Annotated in this window: 18 protein-coding genes and 2 tRNA genes; 5 read left to right on the top strand and 15 right to left on the bottom strand. The window is 60.7% G+C overall.

Annotation, left to right across the window (positions count from 1 at the left end):
* The first annotated feature begins 14 nt into the window (after positions 1 to 14).
* The 4 genes from LG374_RS05110 (at position 15) to LG374_RS05125 (ending at position 2,563) form a co-directional block, all read left to right on the top strand.
* Positions 15 to 1,232, top strand: a complete 1,218-nt coding sequence (locus LG374_RS05110) for a pyridoxal phosphate-dependent aminotransferase (RefSeq protein ID WP_225756679.1) — start codon at positions 15 to 17, stop codon at positions 1,230 to 1,232.
* 75 nt (positions 1,233 to 1,307) lie between these two features.
* Positions 1,308 to 1,383 (top strand) — tRNA-Asn (locus tag LG374_RS05115).
* Between the two features lie 28 nt (positions 1,384 to 1,411).
* Positions 1,412 to 1,487, top strand: a tRNA-Asn gene (locus tag LG374_RS05120).
* 283 nt (positions 1,488 to 1,770) lie between these two features.
* A protein-coding gene (locus LG374_RS05125; RefSeq protein ID WP_225756680.1) for an IS5 family transposase occupies positions 1,771 to 2,563 on the top strand; the annotation gives its coding sequence in 2 pieces (ribosomal slippage) (positions 1,771 to 2,034 and positions 2,036 to 2,563; 792 coding nt in all).
* A gap of 26 nt (positions 2,564 to 2,589) precedes the next feature.
* On the opposite strand, the gene LG374_RS05130 is transcribed toward LG374_RS05125, so the two are convergent.
* Together LG374_RS05130 and LG374_RS05135 are read right to left on the bottom strand one after the other, a co-directional pair.
* On the bottom strand, positions 2,590 to 4,752 hold the full coding sequence (locus tag LG374_RS05130) for a cation-translocating P-type ATPase (protein ID WP_225756681.1): 2,163 nt from the start codon (positions 4,750 to 4,752) through the stop codon (positions 2,590 to 2,592).
* Positions 4,753 to 4,852: 100 nt separating this feature from the next.
* Positions 4,853 to 5,062, bottom strand: coding sequence for a heavy-metal-associated domain-containing protein (locus tag LG374_RS05135; RefSeq protein ID WP_225756682.1), 210 nt, complete (start codon positions 5,060 to 5,062; stop codon positions 4,853 to 4,855).
* Positions 5,063 to 5,162: 100 nt separating this feature from the next.
* Here LG374_RS05135 and LG374_RS05140 point away from each other — a divergent pair, with 100 nt between their 5' ends.
* Positions 5,163 to 5,579, top strand: a complete 417-nt coding sequence (locus LG374_RS05140; protein ID WP_225756683.1) for a MerR family DNA-binding protein — start codon at positions 5,163 to 5,165, stop codon at positions 5,577 to 5,579.
* 176 nt (positions 5,580 to 5,755) lie between these two features.
* On the opposite strand, the gene LG374_RS05145 is transcribed toward LG374_RS05140, so the two are convergent.
* The 13 genes from LG374_RS05145 to LG374_RS05205 all read right to left on the bottom strand — a co-directional run bounded on the left by LG374_RS05145 (position 5,756) and on the right by LG374_RS05205 (position 14,744).
* A complete protein-coding gene (locus tag LG374_RS05145) occupies positions 5,756 to 6,373 on the bottom strand; it encodes a formyltransferase family protein (RefSeq protein WP_225756684.1) in 618 nt (205 codons plus the stop codon).
* On the bottom strand, positions 6,361 to 7,473 hold the full coding sequence (locus LG374_RS05150; RefSeq protein ID WP_225756685.1) for an ABC transporter ATP-binding protein: 1,113 nt from the start codon (positions 7,471 to 7,473) through the stop codon (positions 6,361 to 6,363). Before LG374_RS05150 ends, LG374_RS05145 begins: the two co-directional genes overlap by 13 nt.
* Positions 7,470 to 7,607 (bottom strand): hypothetical protein, encoded by a 138-nt coding sequence (locus tag LG374_RS05155; RefSeq protein WP_172542378.1) that lies wholly within the window; start codon positions 7,605 to 7,607, stop codon positions 7,470 to 7,472. Before LG374_RS05155 ends, LG374_RS05150 begins: the two co-directional genes overlap by 4 nt.
* Entirely contained in the window at positions 7,582 to 7,767 is a 186-nt protein-coding gene (locus tag LG374_RS12510; protein WP_006984815.1) for a hypothetical protein, read from the bottom strand. Before LG374_RS12510 ends, LG374_RS05155 begins: the two co-directional genes overlap by 26 nt.
* A 116-nt stretch (positions 7,768 to 7,883) precedes the next feature.
* Positions 7,884 to 8,351, bottom strand: coding sequence for a hypothetical protein (locus tag LG374_RS05165; RefSeq protein ID WP_225756686.1), 468 nt, complete (start codon positions 8,349 to 8,351; stop codon positions 7,884 to 7,886).
* Complete coding sequence (locus tag LG374_RS05170; protein ID WP_225756687.1) at positions 8,348 to 8,983, bottom strand: hypothetical protein; 636 nt, start codon at positions 8,981 to 8,983, stop codon at positions 8,348 to 8,350. The genes LG374_RS05165 and LG374_RS05170 overlap by 4 nt, the downstream gene beginning before the upstream one ends.
* A 9-nt stretch (positions 8,984 to 8,992) precedes the next feature.
* Positions 8,993 to 9,820, bottom strand: coding sequence for a hypothetical protein (locus LG374_RS05175; protein WP_225756688.1), 828 nt, complete (start codon positions 9,818 to 9,820; stop codon positions 8,993 to 8,995).
* A 3-nt stretch (positions 9,821 to 9,823) separates the two neighbouring features.
* On the bottom strand, positions 9,824 to 10,375 hold the full coding sequence (locus tag LG374_RS05180; RefSeq protein WP_225756689.1) for a putative phage tail protein: 552 nt from the start codon (positions 10,373 to 10,375) through the stop codon (positions 9,824 to 9,826).
* Positions 10,375 to 11,436 carry a baseplate J/gp47 family protein gene (locus LG374_RS05185; RefSeq protein ID WP_225756690.1) on the bottom strand — a complete coding sequence of 354 codons (1,062 nt, stop codon included), beginning with the start codon at positions 11,434 to 11,436 and terminating at the stop codon, positions 10,375 to 10,377. Before LG374_RS05185 ends, LG374_RS05180 begins: the two co-directional genes overlap by 1 nt.
* Positions 11,433 to 11,783, bottom strand: coding sequence for a phage GP46 family protein (locus LG374_RS05190; protein ID WP_006984821.1), 351 nt, complete (start codon positions 11,781 to 11,783; stop codon positions 11,433 to 11,435). The genes LG374_RS05185 and LG374_RS05190 overlap by 4 nt, the downstream gene beginning before the upstream one ends.
* Before the next feature lie 46 nt (positions 11,784 to 11,829).
* Complete coding sequence (locus LG374_RS05195) at positions 11,830 to 12,321, bottom strand: phage baseplate assembly protein V (RefSeq protein ID WP_225756691.1); 492 nt, start codon at positions 12,319 to 12,321, stop codon at positions 11,830 to 11,832.
* 22 nt (positions 12,322 to 12,343) lie between these two features.
* The gene (locus LG374_RS05200; RefSeq protein ID WP_225756692.1) at positions 12,344 to 13,438 is read right to left on the bottom strand and encodes a phage baseplate assembly protein; all 1,095 of its coding nucleotides are present in this window, start codon (positions 13,436 to 13,438) and stop codon (positions 12,344 to 12,346) included.
* Positions 13,422 to 14,744, bottom strand: a complete 1,323-nt coding sequence (locus LG374_RS05205) for a DNA circularization protein (protein ID WP_225756693.1) — start codon at positions 14,742 to 14,744, stop codon at positions 13,422 to 13,424. The genes LG374_RS05200 and LG374_RS05205 overlap by 17 nt, the downstream gene beginning before the upstream one ends.
* Between the last annotated feature and the right edge of the window lie 8 nt (positions 14,745 to 14,752).

Below are 14,752 nucleotides of genomic sequence, written 5' to 3' on the forward strand. Positions count from 1 at the left end.
TTTTCGGAGAAACCATGCGCAAAATCGGCAAATCGCACAAGCTGGACAATGTTTGTTACGACATTCGCGGCCCCGTTCTGGCGGAAGCGATGCGGATGGAGCGACAAGGCTACGACATCATCAAACTCAACATCGGCAATCCCGCCCCGTTCGGCTTTAATGCTCCCGATGAAGTGCGTGAAGACTTGATTGCTAACCTTGCCAAGGCGCAGGGATACAGCGAATCCAAAGGCGTTTTTGCCGCACGCAAAGCCATCATGCACGAGACTCAACGACTTGGCATCAAAGGTGTGACGGTAGATGACATCATCTTGGGTAACGGCGTATCCGAGCTTATCGTAATGGCCATGCAAGCATTGCTGGACAGTGGCGACGAAGTTCTGATACCGATGCCCGATTACCCGCTGTGGACAGCGGCGGTCAATCTTGCTGGTGGACGGGCTGTGCATTACCTGTGTGACGAAGAAAACGGCTGGAATCCTGCCGTGGACGACATTCGCGCTAAAGTAAATGCCAATACCAAAGCCATCGTCATCATCAACCCGAATAACCCGACAGGAGCTGTGTACAGCCCGGAAATCCTGCGCGAAATCGTGACAATTGCTGAAGAGCATGGCTTGGTTGTTTTTGCTGATGAAATCTACGACAAAATCCTTTACGAAGACGCCAAACACACGCCGACCGCTACTCTCGTTGAAAATACCCTTTGCGTCACCCTCAACGGCCTGTCCAAAGCTTATCGCGCCGCCGGCTTCCGCTCCGGCTGGATGATACTGTCCGGCAACCTGGCAATGGCGAAAGGCTACATTGAAGGGCTGGAAATGCTGTCATCCATGCGCCTTTGTGCCAATGTCCCCGCGCAATACACTATCCAAACCGCCTTGGGCGGCTACCAGAGTATCTACGATCTTACCCGTCCAGGCGGACGCTTGCGCGAGCAACGCGATCTCGCCTATGAAAAGATCAGCGAAATTTCGGGTTTGTCTATGGTCAAGCCAATGGGCGCACTGTACGGTTTCGTCAAGATAGATGCCAAGCGCTTTGGCATTCACAACGATGAACGCTTCATCCTCGATTTATTACGCAGCAAACAAATCCTGCTGGTACATGGTCGTGCCTTCAACTGGCATGCTCCGGATCACTTCCGTATCGTCTTCCTGCAATACAAAGATGACCTCAGCGCTGCATTAGACAAATTGGCCGCATTCCTGAAAATTTACCAACAAAAATAGCTTATTGTGAAAATAGTCAAATACTTGCTTGACGGTAAGGGGCGAGCTGCTTAGAATGCGCCGCCTCAAATGTATTCCCCGATAGCTCAGTCGGTAGAGCAAGTGACTGTTAATCACTGGGTCGGCGGTTCGAGCCCGTCTCGGGGAGCCACATTTTTCCTTCTAGATATTTTCATTATTCCCCGATAGCTCAGTCGGTAGAGCAAGTGACTGTTAATCACTGGGTCGGCGGTTCGAGCCCGTCTCGGGGAGCCACAACGCTTTCATCCTCCATCGCCGCTTGTAAAAGCGGCGATTTTTTTTGTCTTTACACTTATCTGTTCTCGTGTCTTTGCGACTTCATAGAAAAAACGCGTAACAAGACGAGCCAATATCGTATCGGTTCTACTCTACTGAAAACTGACTATAAAAATGTCGCCTACCGGTATGCCTCAACCAATCCCAAAGAATAGGCTTACCTTGCTGTACTGCCTTCGCCGCGCCTTCTTCCTACCTTAGAACGTGTTCATTGTCTCAGCCTCTGCTGTAAACTATCGGCATGAACAGAAAAACCTACCCAAGCGATATCAGTCGCGAGCAATTTGCGCCTCTCCTCCCCCTGCTGGAAAGTGCCCGTAAACGCACAGCGCCACGTCAGGTGGACTTGTACGATGTCTTTTGTGCCATTCTCTACCTGCAACGCACTGGCTGCTCCTGGCGCGCTTTGCCGGGCGATTTCCCCAAATGGCGCACCGTGCATTCCTACTTCCAGAGATGGACTGAGCCACGCGAGAGTGGCATCAGCATCCTTGAGGAAGCATTAAAAAAATCAGGTAGTTGCGGAGCGCCGCAAGCAGGGGCATCATGAAGCAACCACTTTCCTGATTATTGATGCGCAGAGTGTGAAGAACACGGATACCGCCATGGAAAAAGGCTACGATGCGGGCAAGAAGGTTAGCGGTATCAAGCGGCATATAGCGGTTGACACGCAGGGTTTGCCGCATGCGCTTGCGGTAACGACGGCGGATGTTACGGATAGAAAAGGCTGCCTGCTAGCATTGGAACGTGGGCGGGATAATCTTGGGGCGGTACAAAAAATCCTTGCTGACGGTGGTTACACGGGTAAGGCATTTGCTTCGTCGGTACAAGCGTTGATTGGTGCGGAGGTAGAGGTTGTCAAACGAAACGAATTGCACCGTTTTGCAGTATTGCCGAAGCAATGGGTAGTAGAGCGCAGCTTTTCCTGGTTGGAAAAGAACAGACGACTTTGGAAAAACTGCGAGCGTAAGTTGAGTACCAGTCTGCAAATGGTAGTTTTGGCTTTCTTGGGAGTCCTGCTACGAAGACTATGAACACGTTCTTACAACCGGGATTGGCATCATCCGTCAATTTTTGCCCGTTTCAGCCGCATCGCATTGCCCAGCACGGAGATGGAACTCAGCGCCATCGCCGCACCAGCGATAATGGGATTGAGGTAGCCGAATGCGGCAAGCGGGATACCCAGCACGTTGTAGATGAAGGCAAAGAACAGGTTTTGTTTGATGTTTTTCAGGGTGGCGCGGCTGATGAGCAGCGCATCCACCAGTTGATTGATGCTGTGCTGCATCAGGGTTGCTGAAGCGGTGTGCGCGGCGACATCCGCCCCGCCCTGCATGGCGAAACTAACGTTGGCGGCGGCAAGTGCGGGCGCGTCGTTGATACCATCACCAACCATTGCGACTACCTTTCCAGCAGTTTTGAGCGCCTGCACTGCGGCAGCTTTGTCACGCGGGCTCATGCCGCCAGTAGCCTGGGTAATGCCGAGTTGGGAAGCGATGTAACTAACAGTGTTTTGCGCATCCCCGCTCATGATGTGTGTGGCAATGCCGTACGCATGCAGGCGGGCGATGGCGGCGGCGCTATCGGCTTTAGGGGTATCGGCAAGGGCAAAGGCACCGATCGGGCAGTCGTCCACGGCAACAGCGACGATACTGGCGGTCTGCCAGATGGGATCAAGGTCGGCGGGCAGTTGCAGGCCACAGTAGTCAAGTTTGCCGACTTTGACGCTGCCAACGCCCACGATCTCTGCATGAATGCCTGCACCAGCATCAGTTTTAGCGTTGTAGGTTTCCGGCAAGTCGAGGCCGCGCGTTTGTGCCGCTTGCACGATGGCACGGGCGAGCGGGTGCGCGGCATGTCGTTCAACAGCAGCAGCGAGGCGATAGAGATTGTCTTCGTCGCCAGCAGGCGTGTAGGTGGCCACAATACTGGGTTTCCCTTCGGTCAGGGTGCCCGTTTTGTCGAGGACGACGGTATTGACGTGCGCGGCTTCTTCCATCGCAGCGGCGTCTTTGTAGCGGATACCGCGCTGTACTGCTTTGCCCATGCCGACCATGATGGCGGCGGGGGTGGCGAGACCGAGGGCGCAGGGGCAAGCGATGACAAGCACGGCAACGGCGTGCATCAATGCGCGCGTCCAGTCGCTTTTAATGAAGCCGGTGAGGATGAAGGTGGCGACGGCGATGGCAACGACGGCCGGCACGAAGATGGCAGCGGTTTTGTCGGCGAGGCGCGCAATCGGCGCTTTGCTGCCCTGAGCCTCGGACAGGGCGTTCATCATGTCACCGAGCAGGGTGTGGCTGCCGAGCTGTTCGGCGCGGTAGGTAATACTGCCATCGCTCATCAGCGCTCCGGCAAGGACGCGGCTACCCGCTTCTTTGGCTTCAGGACGCGATTCGCCGGTGAGGTGGCTTTCATCCGCCCAGCCGCTGCCACTCTCAACGGTACCATCGGCAGCGATACGCTCACCATGATTGGCGCGGATGTGGTCGCCGATTTGCACTTGATCCAGCGACAGGGTTTGCCAGTGGCCATCGCGCTCGACCATGACTTGCGGCGGGGTGAGTTTGAGCAAGAGACTGAGGCTGTTCAGGCTATTTTTTTTGGCGCGGTGTTCGAGGTATTTGCCGAGCGAGACAAAGCCGATAACCATCACCCCTGCCTCGAAGTAGATTTGTCCGCCGTGTGCGAGGTCATGTTCGCCGTGCGGGGCAAAGAAGAGCATGGCGGTGGAATAGGCGTAGGTAGCGACGGTACCGATGCTGACCAGTACGTCCATATTGGCCAGCCCGCCCTTGATGCTGGCCCAGGCGCTACGGTAGAACGGCACCGCGAGCCACAGTTGCACGATGCTGGCGAGTGCAAACTGCACATACGGCGGAATCATCCAGTCATGCCGCCCGAGCAACATCCCCGCCATGCCGATAAGGAAGGGGATGTTGATGGCAAAGAGCAGCCACAGCCGCCAGCCGATATGCGTTTCTGGTGCGGCCTGGGGTAACTCTTCCGTTTTTTCCTGTGCGCCGTAGCCGGTCTTCTGGATGATGGCGATGATGTCAGCGATGCTGGTTTTACTGTCGTCAAACGTGACCTGCGCCTCTTCACTGGCGAAGTTCACCCCCGCCGATTCGACAAAGTCTTTCTTATTCAGCACCTTCTCAATGCGCGAAGCGCAGGCCTGACAGGTCATACCCTCAATCTGGAAGCGGATTTTTTGTTGCATGGAATGTTCCTCTGTGAATGGTTAGGCGCATCTTGAGGCTTGACGCAGGGTCAGGGTCAAGCAGAAAAAACCCCGCCGGACGGCGGGGCGTCTCTTTTCTTTATAGGGAAGCGTCATAACCGCCGTCTTCCACGGCGGTAATCAGCACATCAACGCTGGTCTTCGTCGCATCAAACGCCACCTCGGCGCACTTATCAGCGAGGCTGACGGTGGCACTGGCCACGCCGTCCACACCTTGCAGGATTTTGGTGACGCTGGCGACGCAGCCGTTGCAGGTCATGCCGTCGATATTCAAAGTAATGTGTTGCATAAAAACCTCTTGAAAAACAAACAGAAAAAATGACGCGCGCTTGCATGCCCCCGCGTCGGGCGGCACTATAAACCTTTACCCGCAGACAAGGTCAACCCCCATGCACATCAGCGCCGCCGCCCGCCACACCGGTCTATCCGCCAAACAAATCCGCGATTACGAAAAACGCGGCCTGCTCGCGCCCGCCACGCGCAGCGCCGCTGGCTACCGCAGTTACGACAGCGCCGACCTTGCCCGCTTGCACTTCATCCGCCACGCGCGTGCCGTCGGCTTCTCCCTGCAACAAATCGCCACCCTGCTGCGTTTGCAGGAAAACCCCGCCCGCCACGCCGGCGAAGTGAAAGCGCTCACCGCCGCACACATTGCCACCCTGCGCGCACAAATCGGCGACTTGCAGGCGATGGTGGCGGAATTACAGCGCTGGCATGATGCCTGCCACGGTAACGACACACCCGCCTGCGCGATTCTGGACGGCTTGCAGCAGGATGACCCGCAGGGAGTGGAGGCATATAGTTGAATAGATAAAAAAGCGTAACAAGGCGCGTCGCCGCAGACAGTACAGGTAGTACGGCAAGGCGACGCAACGCCGTTTGTACGGCGCTTTTTTAATGTGCATAAAACCGGCTTTATTTGTGCATACCCAGCCAACTCCTCCGTTATTTAGATGTGCATAAAATGCAGATTTAAACGCCGCTAAATCCCCCTTAATTTTGACCCCCTATTTACCCCTCTGGCGTCAGCAATTTTGTGTCGGGGGAAGGCGGGTTCGAAGGTGGCGAGGGCGTCGTCCTGAGCGCGGTGAGGGAGCGCGCCGTCGGTGTGCAGGGTGTCCAGCGCCGCCATTATCAGCCTCACTCCCATCGGTGCCAGCTCGCGTCGCCACAGGCTCTCCGGGGTGTCATCCGGGCGAATGTGGCACCAGTCCTGCGCTACGATGTCACCGGTGTCGGTGCCGTCATCCATCAAATATACCGTGCCGCCCGTGACGGCCTCACGCATGTGGATGGCCCAGCGCACCGCATCGCGGCCACGGTGACGCGGTAGCAGCGACGGGTGATAGGCCAGCACGCCATGTCGCGCCCGCGCGCGGATAGCGGCGGGCAGGTAGTCATGCAGGTGGGCCGCCACTATCAGATCGCAAGCGGGGATCTGGGTGACAGTCTCGCCGTGCAACACTCCGGCAGCGTGAGCTGCGCGGCGGAAGGTGTCATCCCCGCCTGTTGCGACCGCCGAGATGGTGTAGTGCTTGGCGTGACACGCCTGCAATACCGCCGCCGCCAGCCATTTTTGCCCGACGATCACGACGTGCATGCGTCCTCCTCGCCCAAGTAGCGAAAGCCCTGCACCGCACGGAAATGCCCGCCGAAGCCCGACCCTGCGCCCGATTTGCGCAGGGTATCGCGTGACCGGCCCTTGTTGCTGCCGTAAAGCGTGCCGGAGACTTGCGTCCAGCGCGCGTCACGGCGCAACGCGGCGGCAAGGCCGGGATGACTGGTGTGGAAAAGCGTGCGCAGCGGCAAGCTGTAGCGATTTTGTCCGGCCAGCCACAGCGCGCAGCAGCCATTGAGGAAGCGCATCCCCACACCGGCGCCCTGCCACTCCGGCATCACAACCAAGCGGCAAGCGCGGGCCTCGGTCATCCCCGGTCGGGTGGAAAAGGCGATGTGCGCCACGGGCTGGCCGCCCACCAGCCCCATGTAGTGAGTGGCCGCTATCATCGGTGGCAGGTCTAGATAGTGATGCGCCGCAAACAGGGCCCAGTCGGCTTGGCGGCATTGGTATATTTCCAGGTCGATTGTGGGGCGTCGCCTGGGCCACCCCCATTGATAGGTGCCGCTGGCGGTGTCGAATACCCAATCAGGCGTAAGCCAGTCGAGGATGTCGTAGTGGCAGGATAGCAGCACCGCTTGTGGTCGTGCGGGCAGGCGGCGCCAGCTCTTGACAAAGGCACCGGCGCCAATTTGCGCGATTTGCCGGTCCACGACTGAGGAAAACTCGTCAATTACCACCAGTGGTGGTGCCTCGCAGATGACGCGGGCGAGGTTGGCGCGGAATTGTTCCCCATTGGAGAGCGCGGCGTAAGGTCGTAGCCACGCGGGCACCGTACCCAAACCAACGGAGGCCAGCGCCGCTGTGACGTCATCAAAGCTGCCGTCCGGTGCGATAGCGTCAACAATGGGACGGTCACGCGGCCAGGCGGGAGCGTAGAGTGCGCCCAGGCGTCTGCCGATGCTGGTTTTGCCAGTGCCGGAAGGCCCGACGATGACGCCGATTTGCCACGGCCGCGCATCAAGCGGCAGGTCGGCGTCAATGTAAACGTCCGCGCCGCTGTCCACGTTAAAGAGCGATTTAACCCGCGCCGCGCGGTAGGAGTTGAAGTCGGCGCAGCGGTGATGGATGCTGACCCTCATACACACACCACCTTGACCTTGAGGCCCAGCGCAGTGAGCTGTTTGTACAGCGCCTGTTGATGTGCCTCGTCCTTGCAGCGGACGATGACGCCGTATTGTGGCCGGTATTTATAGCCGTTTTTGCCGTATTGCATAAGCATCTCCGTGTAGATGCTCGCGGCATTCTTGATTGTTAAAGACCGCCACACGCTTGCAGCGCGGGCATTTGATTTCGAGCCGGCCGCGCAGGTTGTGGCTTTGCGCGAGCAGCTTGTGACAGACACAACAGCGGTGTTGCGTCGTGTATTTGTGCATAACGGTTCCTTTGATAAGATTCCGCCGCCTTCGCGAAGGTGGCAGCTTTGACTTGCAGGGACCATCTGCGGGTCGGCGCGCGCTGTGTTAGCGCACGGCGCGCGTCGCTGTCTTTGTCAGTGATGTTTAACCGCCTCGGCCAGCTGGCCGGGCGTCCATTGGCGTTTGCCGTCGTAACCGAGAGCGGCAGCGCACCACTCCGAGCAATACCAGCGCGAGTGCGCGGGCGGGAGAAAAGGCAGGATGAAGCGCAGGATGCCGATGTAGTCATAACGCCGTCCCTCCGTCTCACGAAACAGCGTCAGCAGCCGTCCATAATCCAGCGTGAGCGGCAACAGATCCCAATGCTCGCCGTCCAACACCATCTGCTTGCAGCGCACGCCACCGTCGGCAGCAAAGCTGCTGTAACACTCGAACACCCCCGATAGTCCTCTGACCGGCACGGCAATCTCGCAGTGCGAGTAGGGGCTGCGCGTAAATGCGCGGATGAGCCAGTCGCTGGCGTAGCGCCAGCGCACCCGCCACGCGGCATCACGCGGCGGCCGGTACTTATAGCAGGCGAGATAAGCGGTAACGGTACTCACGTGACCTCCGGCAAGGTAAATTGCACCTTGACCGCCTCCACTGCCGCCACATCGGCACAGGCCGCCACTTCATCCTCCAGCGCCTGCCGTTGTCCGGCAATAGCGGCGGTCAGAGTGGTATAGGCGCGGCTCTTGCTGAGGGCTTTTTGCCGCAGTAAATCGAGCGGCACACCACGCGCGGCAGCAATCCCAGCGAGGAGCGGCGTCTCCGCGTTGTTATCCGCCGCCCAGGCCTCGGCCTCACGCGCCTGTTGCGCCCAGCTCTCCTGCTCAAAGGCGGGAATGCCCGTAAGCCCCGCCGCTGTGCTGATAAAGTCCTGCGCGGCGGTGGCGATGGCGTGCAGCTTGTTCTCTTTGGCTTGCGCGAGGAGTGCCGCCTGTGCCTGCACATCCGCCTGCCAGCCCTTTTGCCGGTCGAAGACCATGCCGGGTGCGGGCGCGGGACCGCTCACGCACAGTTGCCCCTTGTCGTTAAGCCATACCTCGCCACCGTTAGTAATGCTGGCGCAGATGGCGTCAATACCGGCCTGTGAGGTAATACGTACCCAGCCGTCGCCGCTGGTGGTGAGGTTGCCCGCATCATCGCGGACGAGATCGGCAAAATAGTGATCACGCAAATGAAACTGGCGCATGTGTCCTCCTTACTTGTGATAGCCGATACAGATGAAATGGGCGATTAACCCAGCTGGTGCGGAGACGGCCAGGCCGTTACGACCATAAGGAGATACTCCGATGGCAAATTTGCCGGCACCAGAATCGCAACCGACGACGTTAAAAAAGCCCGAGAAGGACTCCGGCAGGTAAATCTGGCTGTTGCCGACGATGACGTCTGCGGTCATGGTGATAATTTTTAAGCCGCTGGCAGCGTGGTAAAACACCTGTGCACCCTTGTTGTGTCTCGGATACTGGTTCCAGGTCCAGCGTGCTTCGTCTTTCTTGGCGAAATAATCGTGCAACCAGCCGCCATAGGGCTGTAGCCAAAGCCCCGCGTTGTTGGCGCGCATAAGGGGGCCGACCAAGCCGGCCGAGTCGGCATTGGCGACATAGAAATCGCTGCCTTGACCGTCTGCGGTATAGCCCAGCCAGCCGCGTTGTTTATCGCCAAGCCACACATCAACACCAACGGCCGTATTGGTGGTCGTACCTTCGTTTTGTAATTTCAGCGCGGCGAAGCGTTGCCCCGGATAACTGCTCTTAACGGTCAGGGCGCCCGTCATCGTGTCGCCCGCCTTACTCACCTTGCCGTTGGCGTTTTGATTGGCCCCGCCGACGGCGGTGGTGACAATCTTGTTGATGGCTTTGAGCAGCTGCCCGTTGTCATTGTCATTAAGCGTCATCTCCGCCGCCTCAATCGGTGCAACAAGCTCGCCCTGCACCGCGTTGAGCCATTCGGCGGTGACGACCGTGCCTAACTCTTGCCGACCGTCGCCGTTATGAAACGTCTGGTCGGCACTCTTGATTTTTTGCATAGCTTAATCCTCGTATTGAAAAATCGCCGTCGTCCACGCCGGTTTGAGCTCTTGAAAAATATCCTCAATCTGCGGCGTGCCGTACTCGGAGAGGCGGTCGCCCGCACGCGAGACCCCGGCGCGGAAACGGGTACGGCGTACCGCCTGCCCGGAAACGCGGATGACCCACGTCCACACCGCATCCTCGCCGTTGAGACGCTCACCAGCGCGCCCAACGCCCGCGCGGAAGCTATCCAGCTCCTGAATGTCCACCGAAAAACCCTGCGCGGCGGCCAGGCGCTTGAAATAAGCGATGCTGAGACCACCGGTGGCATTGAGACGGGCGAGGACGGTGGCGGCGCGCAGCTGCATATTGCCGACGGGAGCAATCCCCAGCACTGCCTCCCAGCGCGCCAAAAAATCATTATCAGCGCGGGCAAAGGGAGCCAAAGCCAGCGCACCGGCGCGGCTCTCGATGCGGGTAAACGCTGCTGCTGCCGGCGCAAAGACGGCGGCCGCCTGCGGCTGATAGCTGACCGGCGGCAGCAGGGCGGCAAGCAGGTCGTGGTAATCCATCACATATCCCCGATTTGCAGCTGTCCGAGGCGCAGCCACGGCACGGCACTGGCGGTCACGGTGGCGCTGACATTGGCGGCGGGAGAGACAACGGCGCGGTCACGTACCCCGGCAACACCAGAGATGACAGCCTCCAGCTGGGAGCGCACCACATCCTCGCCGGGGCGCAAGCCTGCGAAATAGCCCCGGACGGCGGCGGTCACCGCCGCGTGTACCGTGGCGCGGTCGCTGCCCGCCACGAGGGCGAGGCGCAGCGACACATCCACCGTTTGCACCGTTGGCGCCAGCGCCAAGAAGCCGTTTTTCCGCGTCACCGGGCGGCGCTCGTCTACATAGGCCTGCACAGCGGCCAGCGTCTGCGCTGAGGGTAGTCCCTCAGCACCCAAAATCACCGCGTCCACAAAGCCATTGCCGCGCCGCAGCGGGAAAATCATCGCATCTGCCACCCCCTCGACCTCTAAGCACCAGCGACGAAAATCGCGGGCATTGCCGCCTGCCGGTGGATAGCGGAGACGGTCGAGATAACGTGCCAGCAATGCGGTGTCATCCTCAGCATCACTACCGCCCTGCATGGCGCCGACCGTAACCGCTGCCTCAACGCCGGACGGTGGCGATACCAACCGTCCCTCACCACCCCGCTCGCTGTTGCCGGCAATACCGGGACGGACGGCATGCGCCAGCACCGTGGCGCTGCCACCGCTGATAGTGACGGCGCTGTCGGTTTGATAGCGCACCTCGCCCAGCGTAAATGTGGTAGCGGCAGGGATGACGCTGCCATCACGACCGCGCAGGGTGACAGAACCACCGGCGGCGGCCGCCGCCTTGCGGTAGATACCGTACTGCACGGCGTGCATCTCGAGATAATCACTGTCGGCGCTGTCCGCAAACGACTGTTTGAGTAACCATGCCTGATGCTGATACAGCCCCTCGGCGACGGCGGCAAAGGCACTGGCGCGGACAAAATTGTCGCTGCCGGCGTGGGTGTGCGCGGTACTGTCCTGATTGGCGAGGTCGCGCAAATAGGCGTCGCGCACCTCCACAAAATTTTTCGCGATGCTCATAAGACCACCCGCAGATTGAGATGGGTGACGACGCCACCGTTATCCTCCGCCGCAATCGCGAGCAGCAGCCAGCCACGCGCGGGGCGGCTGACCGCAACAGCGATACGGCGCGCCCGCCCACCTTTGATGACGGGGTCCAAGGCCTGCTCGGCATATTGCCGTGCCAGCACCATCACGCGTGGCAGGTCTTTCTCGCGCTGCAACTCGTGCAGGCGTGAGCCCAAAGACGGGTCGGCCCACCACGAGCCCAGCGGCGTGAGCAGGCGGATGTAAATTTCGTTGCTGATGTCGGCGCAGCGGCCGTTAGCAATATAGCTGCCGGTGCGCGGATTGAGTTTGGCGTCCATTGCGCCATTATCGGCGGGCGTGGCGCGCGCGGCCGCCTGGCAGAGGTCAGTGAGGCGGCTGTGTGTTGTCGCTGCCGCCCTTGACGCCGCCGTGGGTGTGATGCACCAGCGACACACCGGAGGCAGTCACATCACCGCCGACCTCCACATCGCCGCTGATTTTGACTGTCTGCGCGGTAATCTCGACCACATTGCCCTCACGCAACACGATGGTGCTACCGTGCGCGCTGTATAGCGCCACCTCGCCGCTTTTGAGGCCTATTACCCGTGCGCCGCCGCCAGCGACGGCAATCACCACACCATGACTGGTCGCGCCACCCAGCGGCAGGACAAAACAATCGCAACCGGCGGGCGGATTGGCGGTCAATCCCCACGGCTCGCCGTGCTCCAGTGCCTGCACCGTCTCGCCGGCCAACCCCTCAATCTGGATGCGCTGCACTGCTGCGCCGCTGTCCACCTGCGCCACCGCGCCGCGAAAAGCACGACGCACACTGTCCAGGGCGCGCCGGATGCGACTGTCCACCTGTTTGCTGTCCATATAGCCCCCGTTTAACTCTGCCTTAAATGACCTGCAAGGCTTCATTGGCCTTCTTTTTATGGCGTTTCTTTTTGCGTCCGCCGCCTTTATCACCTTTGGGCGGATTGGCGTCCAGCACCCAGGCGCCGTCCTCTTTGAGGCGCAACTCGGTGACGGTGGGCTGATTGCGCCCGCCGCGCAGGGTGCGCCCCATCAGAAAATAGATGCCGTCGATGCCGTCCGGCTCGGACACCAGCCGCAAGCGCTGCCCGGGCGTCCATAAGGTGCCGTCATCGGTGCGGTGTCCCTGCACCGTCGCGGTGATGGACAACCCCGCCAGACGGCTGTCGGCAAGCAGCTTGCGTGCGCGCCGCTCCGCCTGTGCCTGACTGTCCACCTCGCCGTCTACCACCACCAGCGGGCGGTGATTGCCGACCTCGCTGTCGCGCGCCACCGCCTTGATGCCGCGCGCGCCCTTGTGGCTCTGCCCCAGCACCGTAATCTCGGAGTAGCGGGCGCTGATGTCGCGCTGGATGTTGAGGGTAAGGACATTGTTGTTGCGCCCGTCGCGGCGCAGCAGCAGATCGGCAACCGGCGGCGTGCTGTAATCGGGGCCGCCAATGACCAGCGTGCCGTCCGGGGTAAACCACGACCACACGCCATTAGCCTCGGCGTAAGCGGTGAGGGCGTCCCAGGCGCGCTGTCCGGGCTCAATTTGCACCTTGCTCTTTTTGCCGGCGGATTCAGCCGCGATGCGGATGTTGCTGATGCCCAGCGGCTTGACGATGCGTTCGGCAATCGCCGCCACGTCCATATCAAGGGCGTCAAAAAGCGGGCAGGAGCAGTCGAGCAGCACCGCCGCGCCGTCGCGGCCTTGTAGCGTCAGCTGCTTGCCGTCTTTGGCGGTCTCGGTGTTGACCTGGTCAATCTGGCCGGTGAGCACCACATCATCACCGACGCGTACCGTCACCGCCGCACCGGGCGCCACCACCTCCGGAATCCCCTCTGCCGGAAACGCCAGGCTGACGCGAAAATCATCGGCGGGGACAAGCAGGTCGGAATCAATCTCGTAGTCCGTCCAGCCGTCGTGTGCCTTGCCGCCGATGGCGAGGCTGACCCGCTCATCGCGCATAGGCATACAGCACCTCCCCGCGTAGCACAAAGCAGGGCAAACGCAGCTGCGGATTGAGGCGCAGCAACTCGCCGGCGCGGCGGTAATCGCCGTACCAGCGGTGTGCCAGCAGGTGCAGATTGCCGTCGGCCTCGACGCGGCGGCGGATCAGCGGCGGACGCAGGACAATCACCGCCAATGCCTGCCGCTGCACCTGTTGCGCCATCGTGCGCAGGGCATCGGCGAGTGCGGCGGTGGCGGCGAGATAATCTGCCTGCGGGCGCCAGCGGTCGTCGTACACCTCAATGCTGTCATTGCCGGCGAGGATGGCCGTCAAACGCCGCTGCATCTCCGCCTGCTGCCCCTTCGGCAAGACGTCGGCGAGTGCCTGCCCGCGTGCCACGGTGAGACTGCGTTGCAGGCGTTCGCGGGTGGCGGAGGCGATTTGCGCCACCTCGGCGGGAGTCATCTGTGGCGACTGCGCCTCGACGGCAAGGCGGTCGGCTGCCTCGGCGGCGAGCTCACAATGCACGATCAGCGCCACGGCGGCGGTCACCGCCACGGTGGCGGAGGCGTCCGGGCGTGCCTCGTCGGTGGCGAGCAGGGACGGCACGCTCTGCACCGCGCTGTCGGCGCTGCGTAACACCGCCTGCCAACCGCTGATGCCATTGTCCTTGTCGTGGCGGGCAAAGAGTAGGCCGACCACGGCGCGCGTCTCGTCGAAAAAATGACGCGGACTGCGGGCGAGGTCAACCGCACCCTGCCACAATGCACCTGCCTGCTGCGCCAGCGTGACCAGCACATGATTGACGGCGCGGGTGAGCGCCTGCACCCGGCCTCGCACCACATCCAGCCGCGCCAGCGCCTCGGTAAACGCCTGCAAACCCGTAAACTGCGCCAGCTCTGCCAGCGCGTCGAGTCCGTCGGCCAGTGCCTCCGGCAGCTCGCGGTCAAAAAACGGCGCGGCAGCGGTCGCCGGGCGGAAGGTCATCGTCACCTCGCAGCTGTCGGGACGGTCGGGGTCATGGCTTGCGCTGTAACCCTCTACCACGCAATCCGGCACACTGCCGTACACCGGATGCACCAGCTCGCCCGCGCCGCGCTCGCGCAGCACATTGAGCAGCGTTTGCAGGCGGCGCTCATAATCGTCGCCCCATAGCAACGCGGTGAGGCGGATGGAGAGACCGTCTGCGCCCATGTCCTCAATATCACTGCCTGCCACATAAGGATAGGCGTGCTCGTTGAGGGCGTGGCCGCCGTCGAGATTGTCGTCCGTCACGTCAAAACGCACCCCCTTGTAGGAGGCATCCAGCAAAGTGTCGCGCCAGCTCATGCTTGCTC

The organism is Cardiobacterium sp. Marseille-Q4385 (genome assembly GCF_916618745.1).
Lineage (GTDB): Bacteria > Pseudomonadota > Gammaproteobacteria > Cardiobacteriales > Cardiobacteriaceae > Cardiobacterium.

Excerpts from the sequence above, each read along its gene's own strand:
- LG374_RS05110 (WP_225756679.1), top strand. The coding sequence starts at position 15 with ATGCGCAAAATCGGCAAATCGCACAAGCTGGACAATGTTTGTTACGAC.
- LG374_RS05130 (WP_225756681.1), bottom strand. The coding sequence starts at position 4,752 with ATGCAACAAAAAATCCGCTTCCAGATTGAGGGTATGACCTGTCAGGCC.
- LG374_RS05135 (WP_225756682.1), bottom strand. The coding sequence starts at position 5,062 with ATGCAACACATTACTTTGAATATCGACGGCATGACCTGCAACGGCTGC.
- LG374_RS05140 (WP_225756683.1), top strand. The coding sequence starts at position 5,163 with ATGCACATCAGCGCCGCCGCCCGCCACACCGGTCTATCCGCCAAACAA.
- LG374_RS05145 (WP_225756684.1), bottom strand. The coding sequence starts at position 6,373 with ATGCACGTCGTGATCGTCGGGCAAAAATGGCTGGCGGCGGCGGTATTG.
- LG374_RS05150 (WP_225756685.1), bottom strand. The coding sequence starts at position 7,473 with ATGAGGGTCAGCATCCATCACCGCTGCGCCGACTTCAACTCCTACCGC.
- LG374_RS05155 (WP_172542378.1), bottom strand. The coding sequence starts at position 7,607 with ATGCAATACGGCAAAAACGGCTATAAATACCGGCCACAATACGGCGTC.
- LG374_RS12510 (WP_006984815.1), bottom strand. The coding sequence starts at position 7,767 with ATGCACAAATACACGACGCAACACCGCTGTTGTGTCTGTCACAAGCTG.
- LG374_RS05170 (WP_225756687.1), bottom strand. The coding sequence starts at position 8,983 with ATGCGCCAGTTTCATTTGCGTGATCACTATTTTGCCGATCTCGTCCGC.
- LG374_RS05175 (WP_225756688.1), bottom strand. The coding sequence starts at position 9,820 with ATGCAAAAAATCAAGAGTGCCGACCAGACGTTTCATAACGGCGACGGT.
- LG374_RS05180 (WP_225756689.1), bottom strand. The coding sequence starts at position 10,375 with ATGGATTACCACGACCTGCTTGCCGCCCTGCTGCCGCCGGTCAGCTAT.
- LG374_RS05185 (WP_225756690.1), bottom strand. The coding sequence starts at position 11,436 with ATGAGCATCGCGAAAAATTTTGTGGAGGTGCGCGACGCCTATTTGCGC.
- LG374_RS05190 (WP_006984821.1), bottom strand. The coding sequence starts at position 11,783 with ATGGACGCCAAACTCAATCCGCGCACCGGCAGCTATATTGCTAACGGC.
- LG374_RS05195 (WP_225756691.1), bottom strand. The coding sequence starts at position 12,321 with ATGGACAGCAAACAGGTGGACAGTCGCATCCGGCGCGCCCTGGACAGT.
- LG374_RS05200 (WP_225756692.1), bottom strand. The coding sequence starts at position 13,438 with ATGCCTATGCGCGATGAGCGGGTCAGCCTCGCCATCGGCGGCAAGGCA.
- LG374_RS05205 (WP_225756693.1), bottom strand. The coding sequence starts at position 14,744 with ATGAGCTGGCGCGACACTTTGCTGGATGCCTCCTACAAGGGGGTGCGT.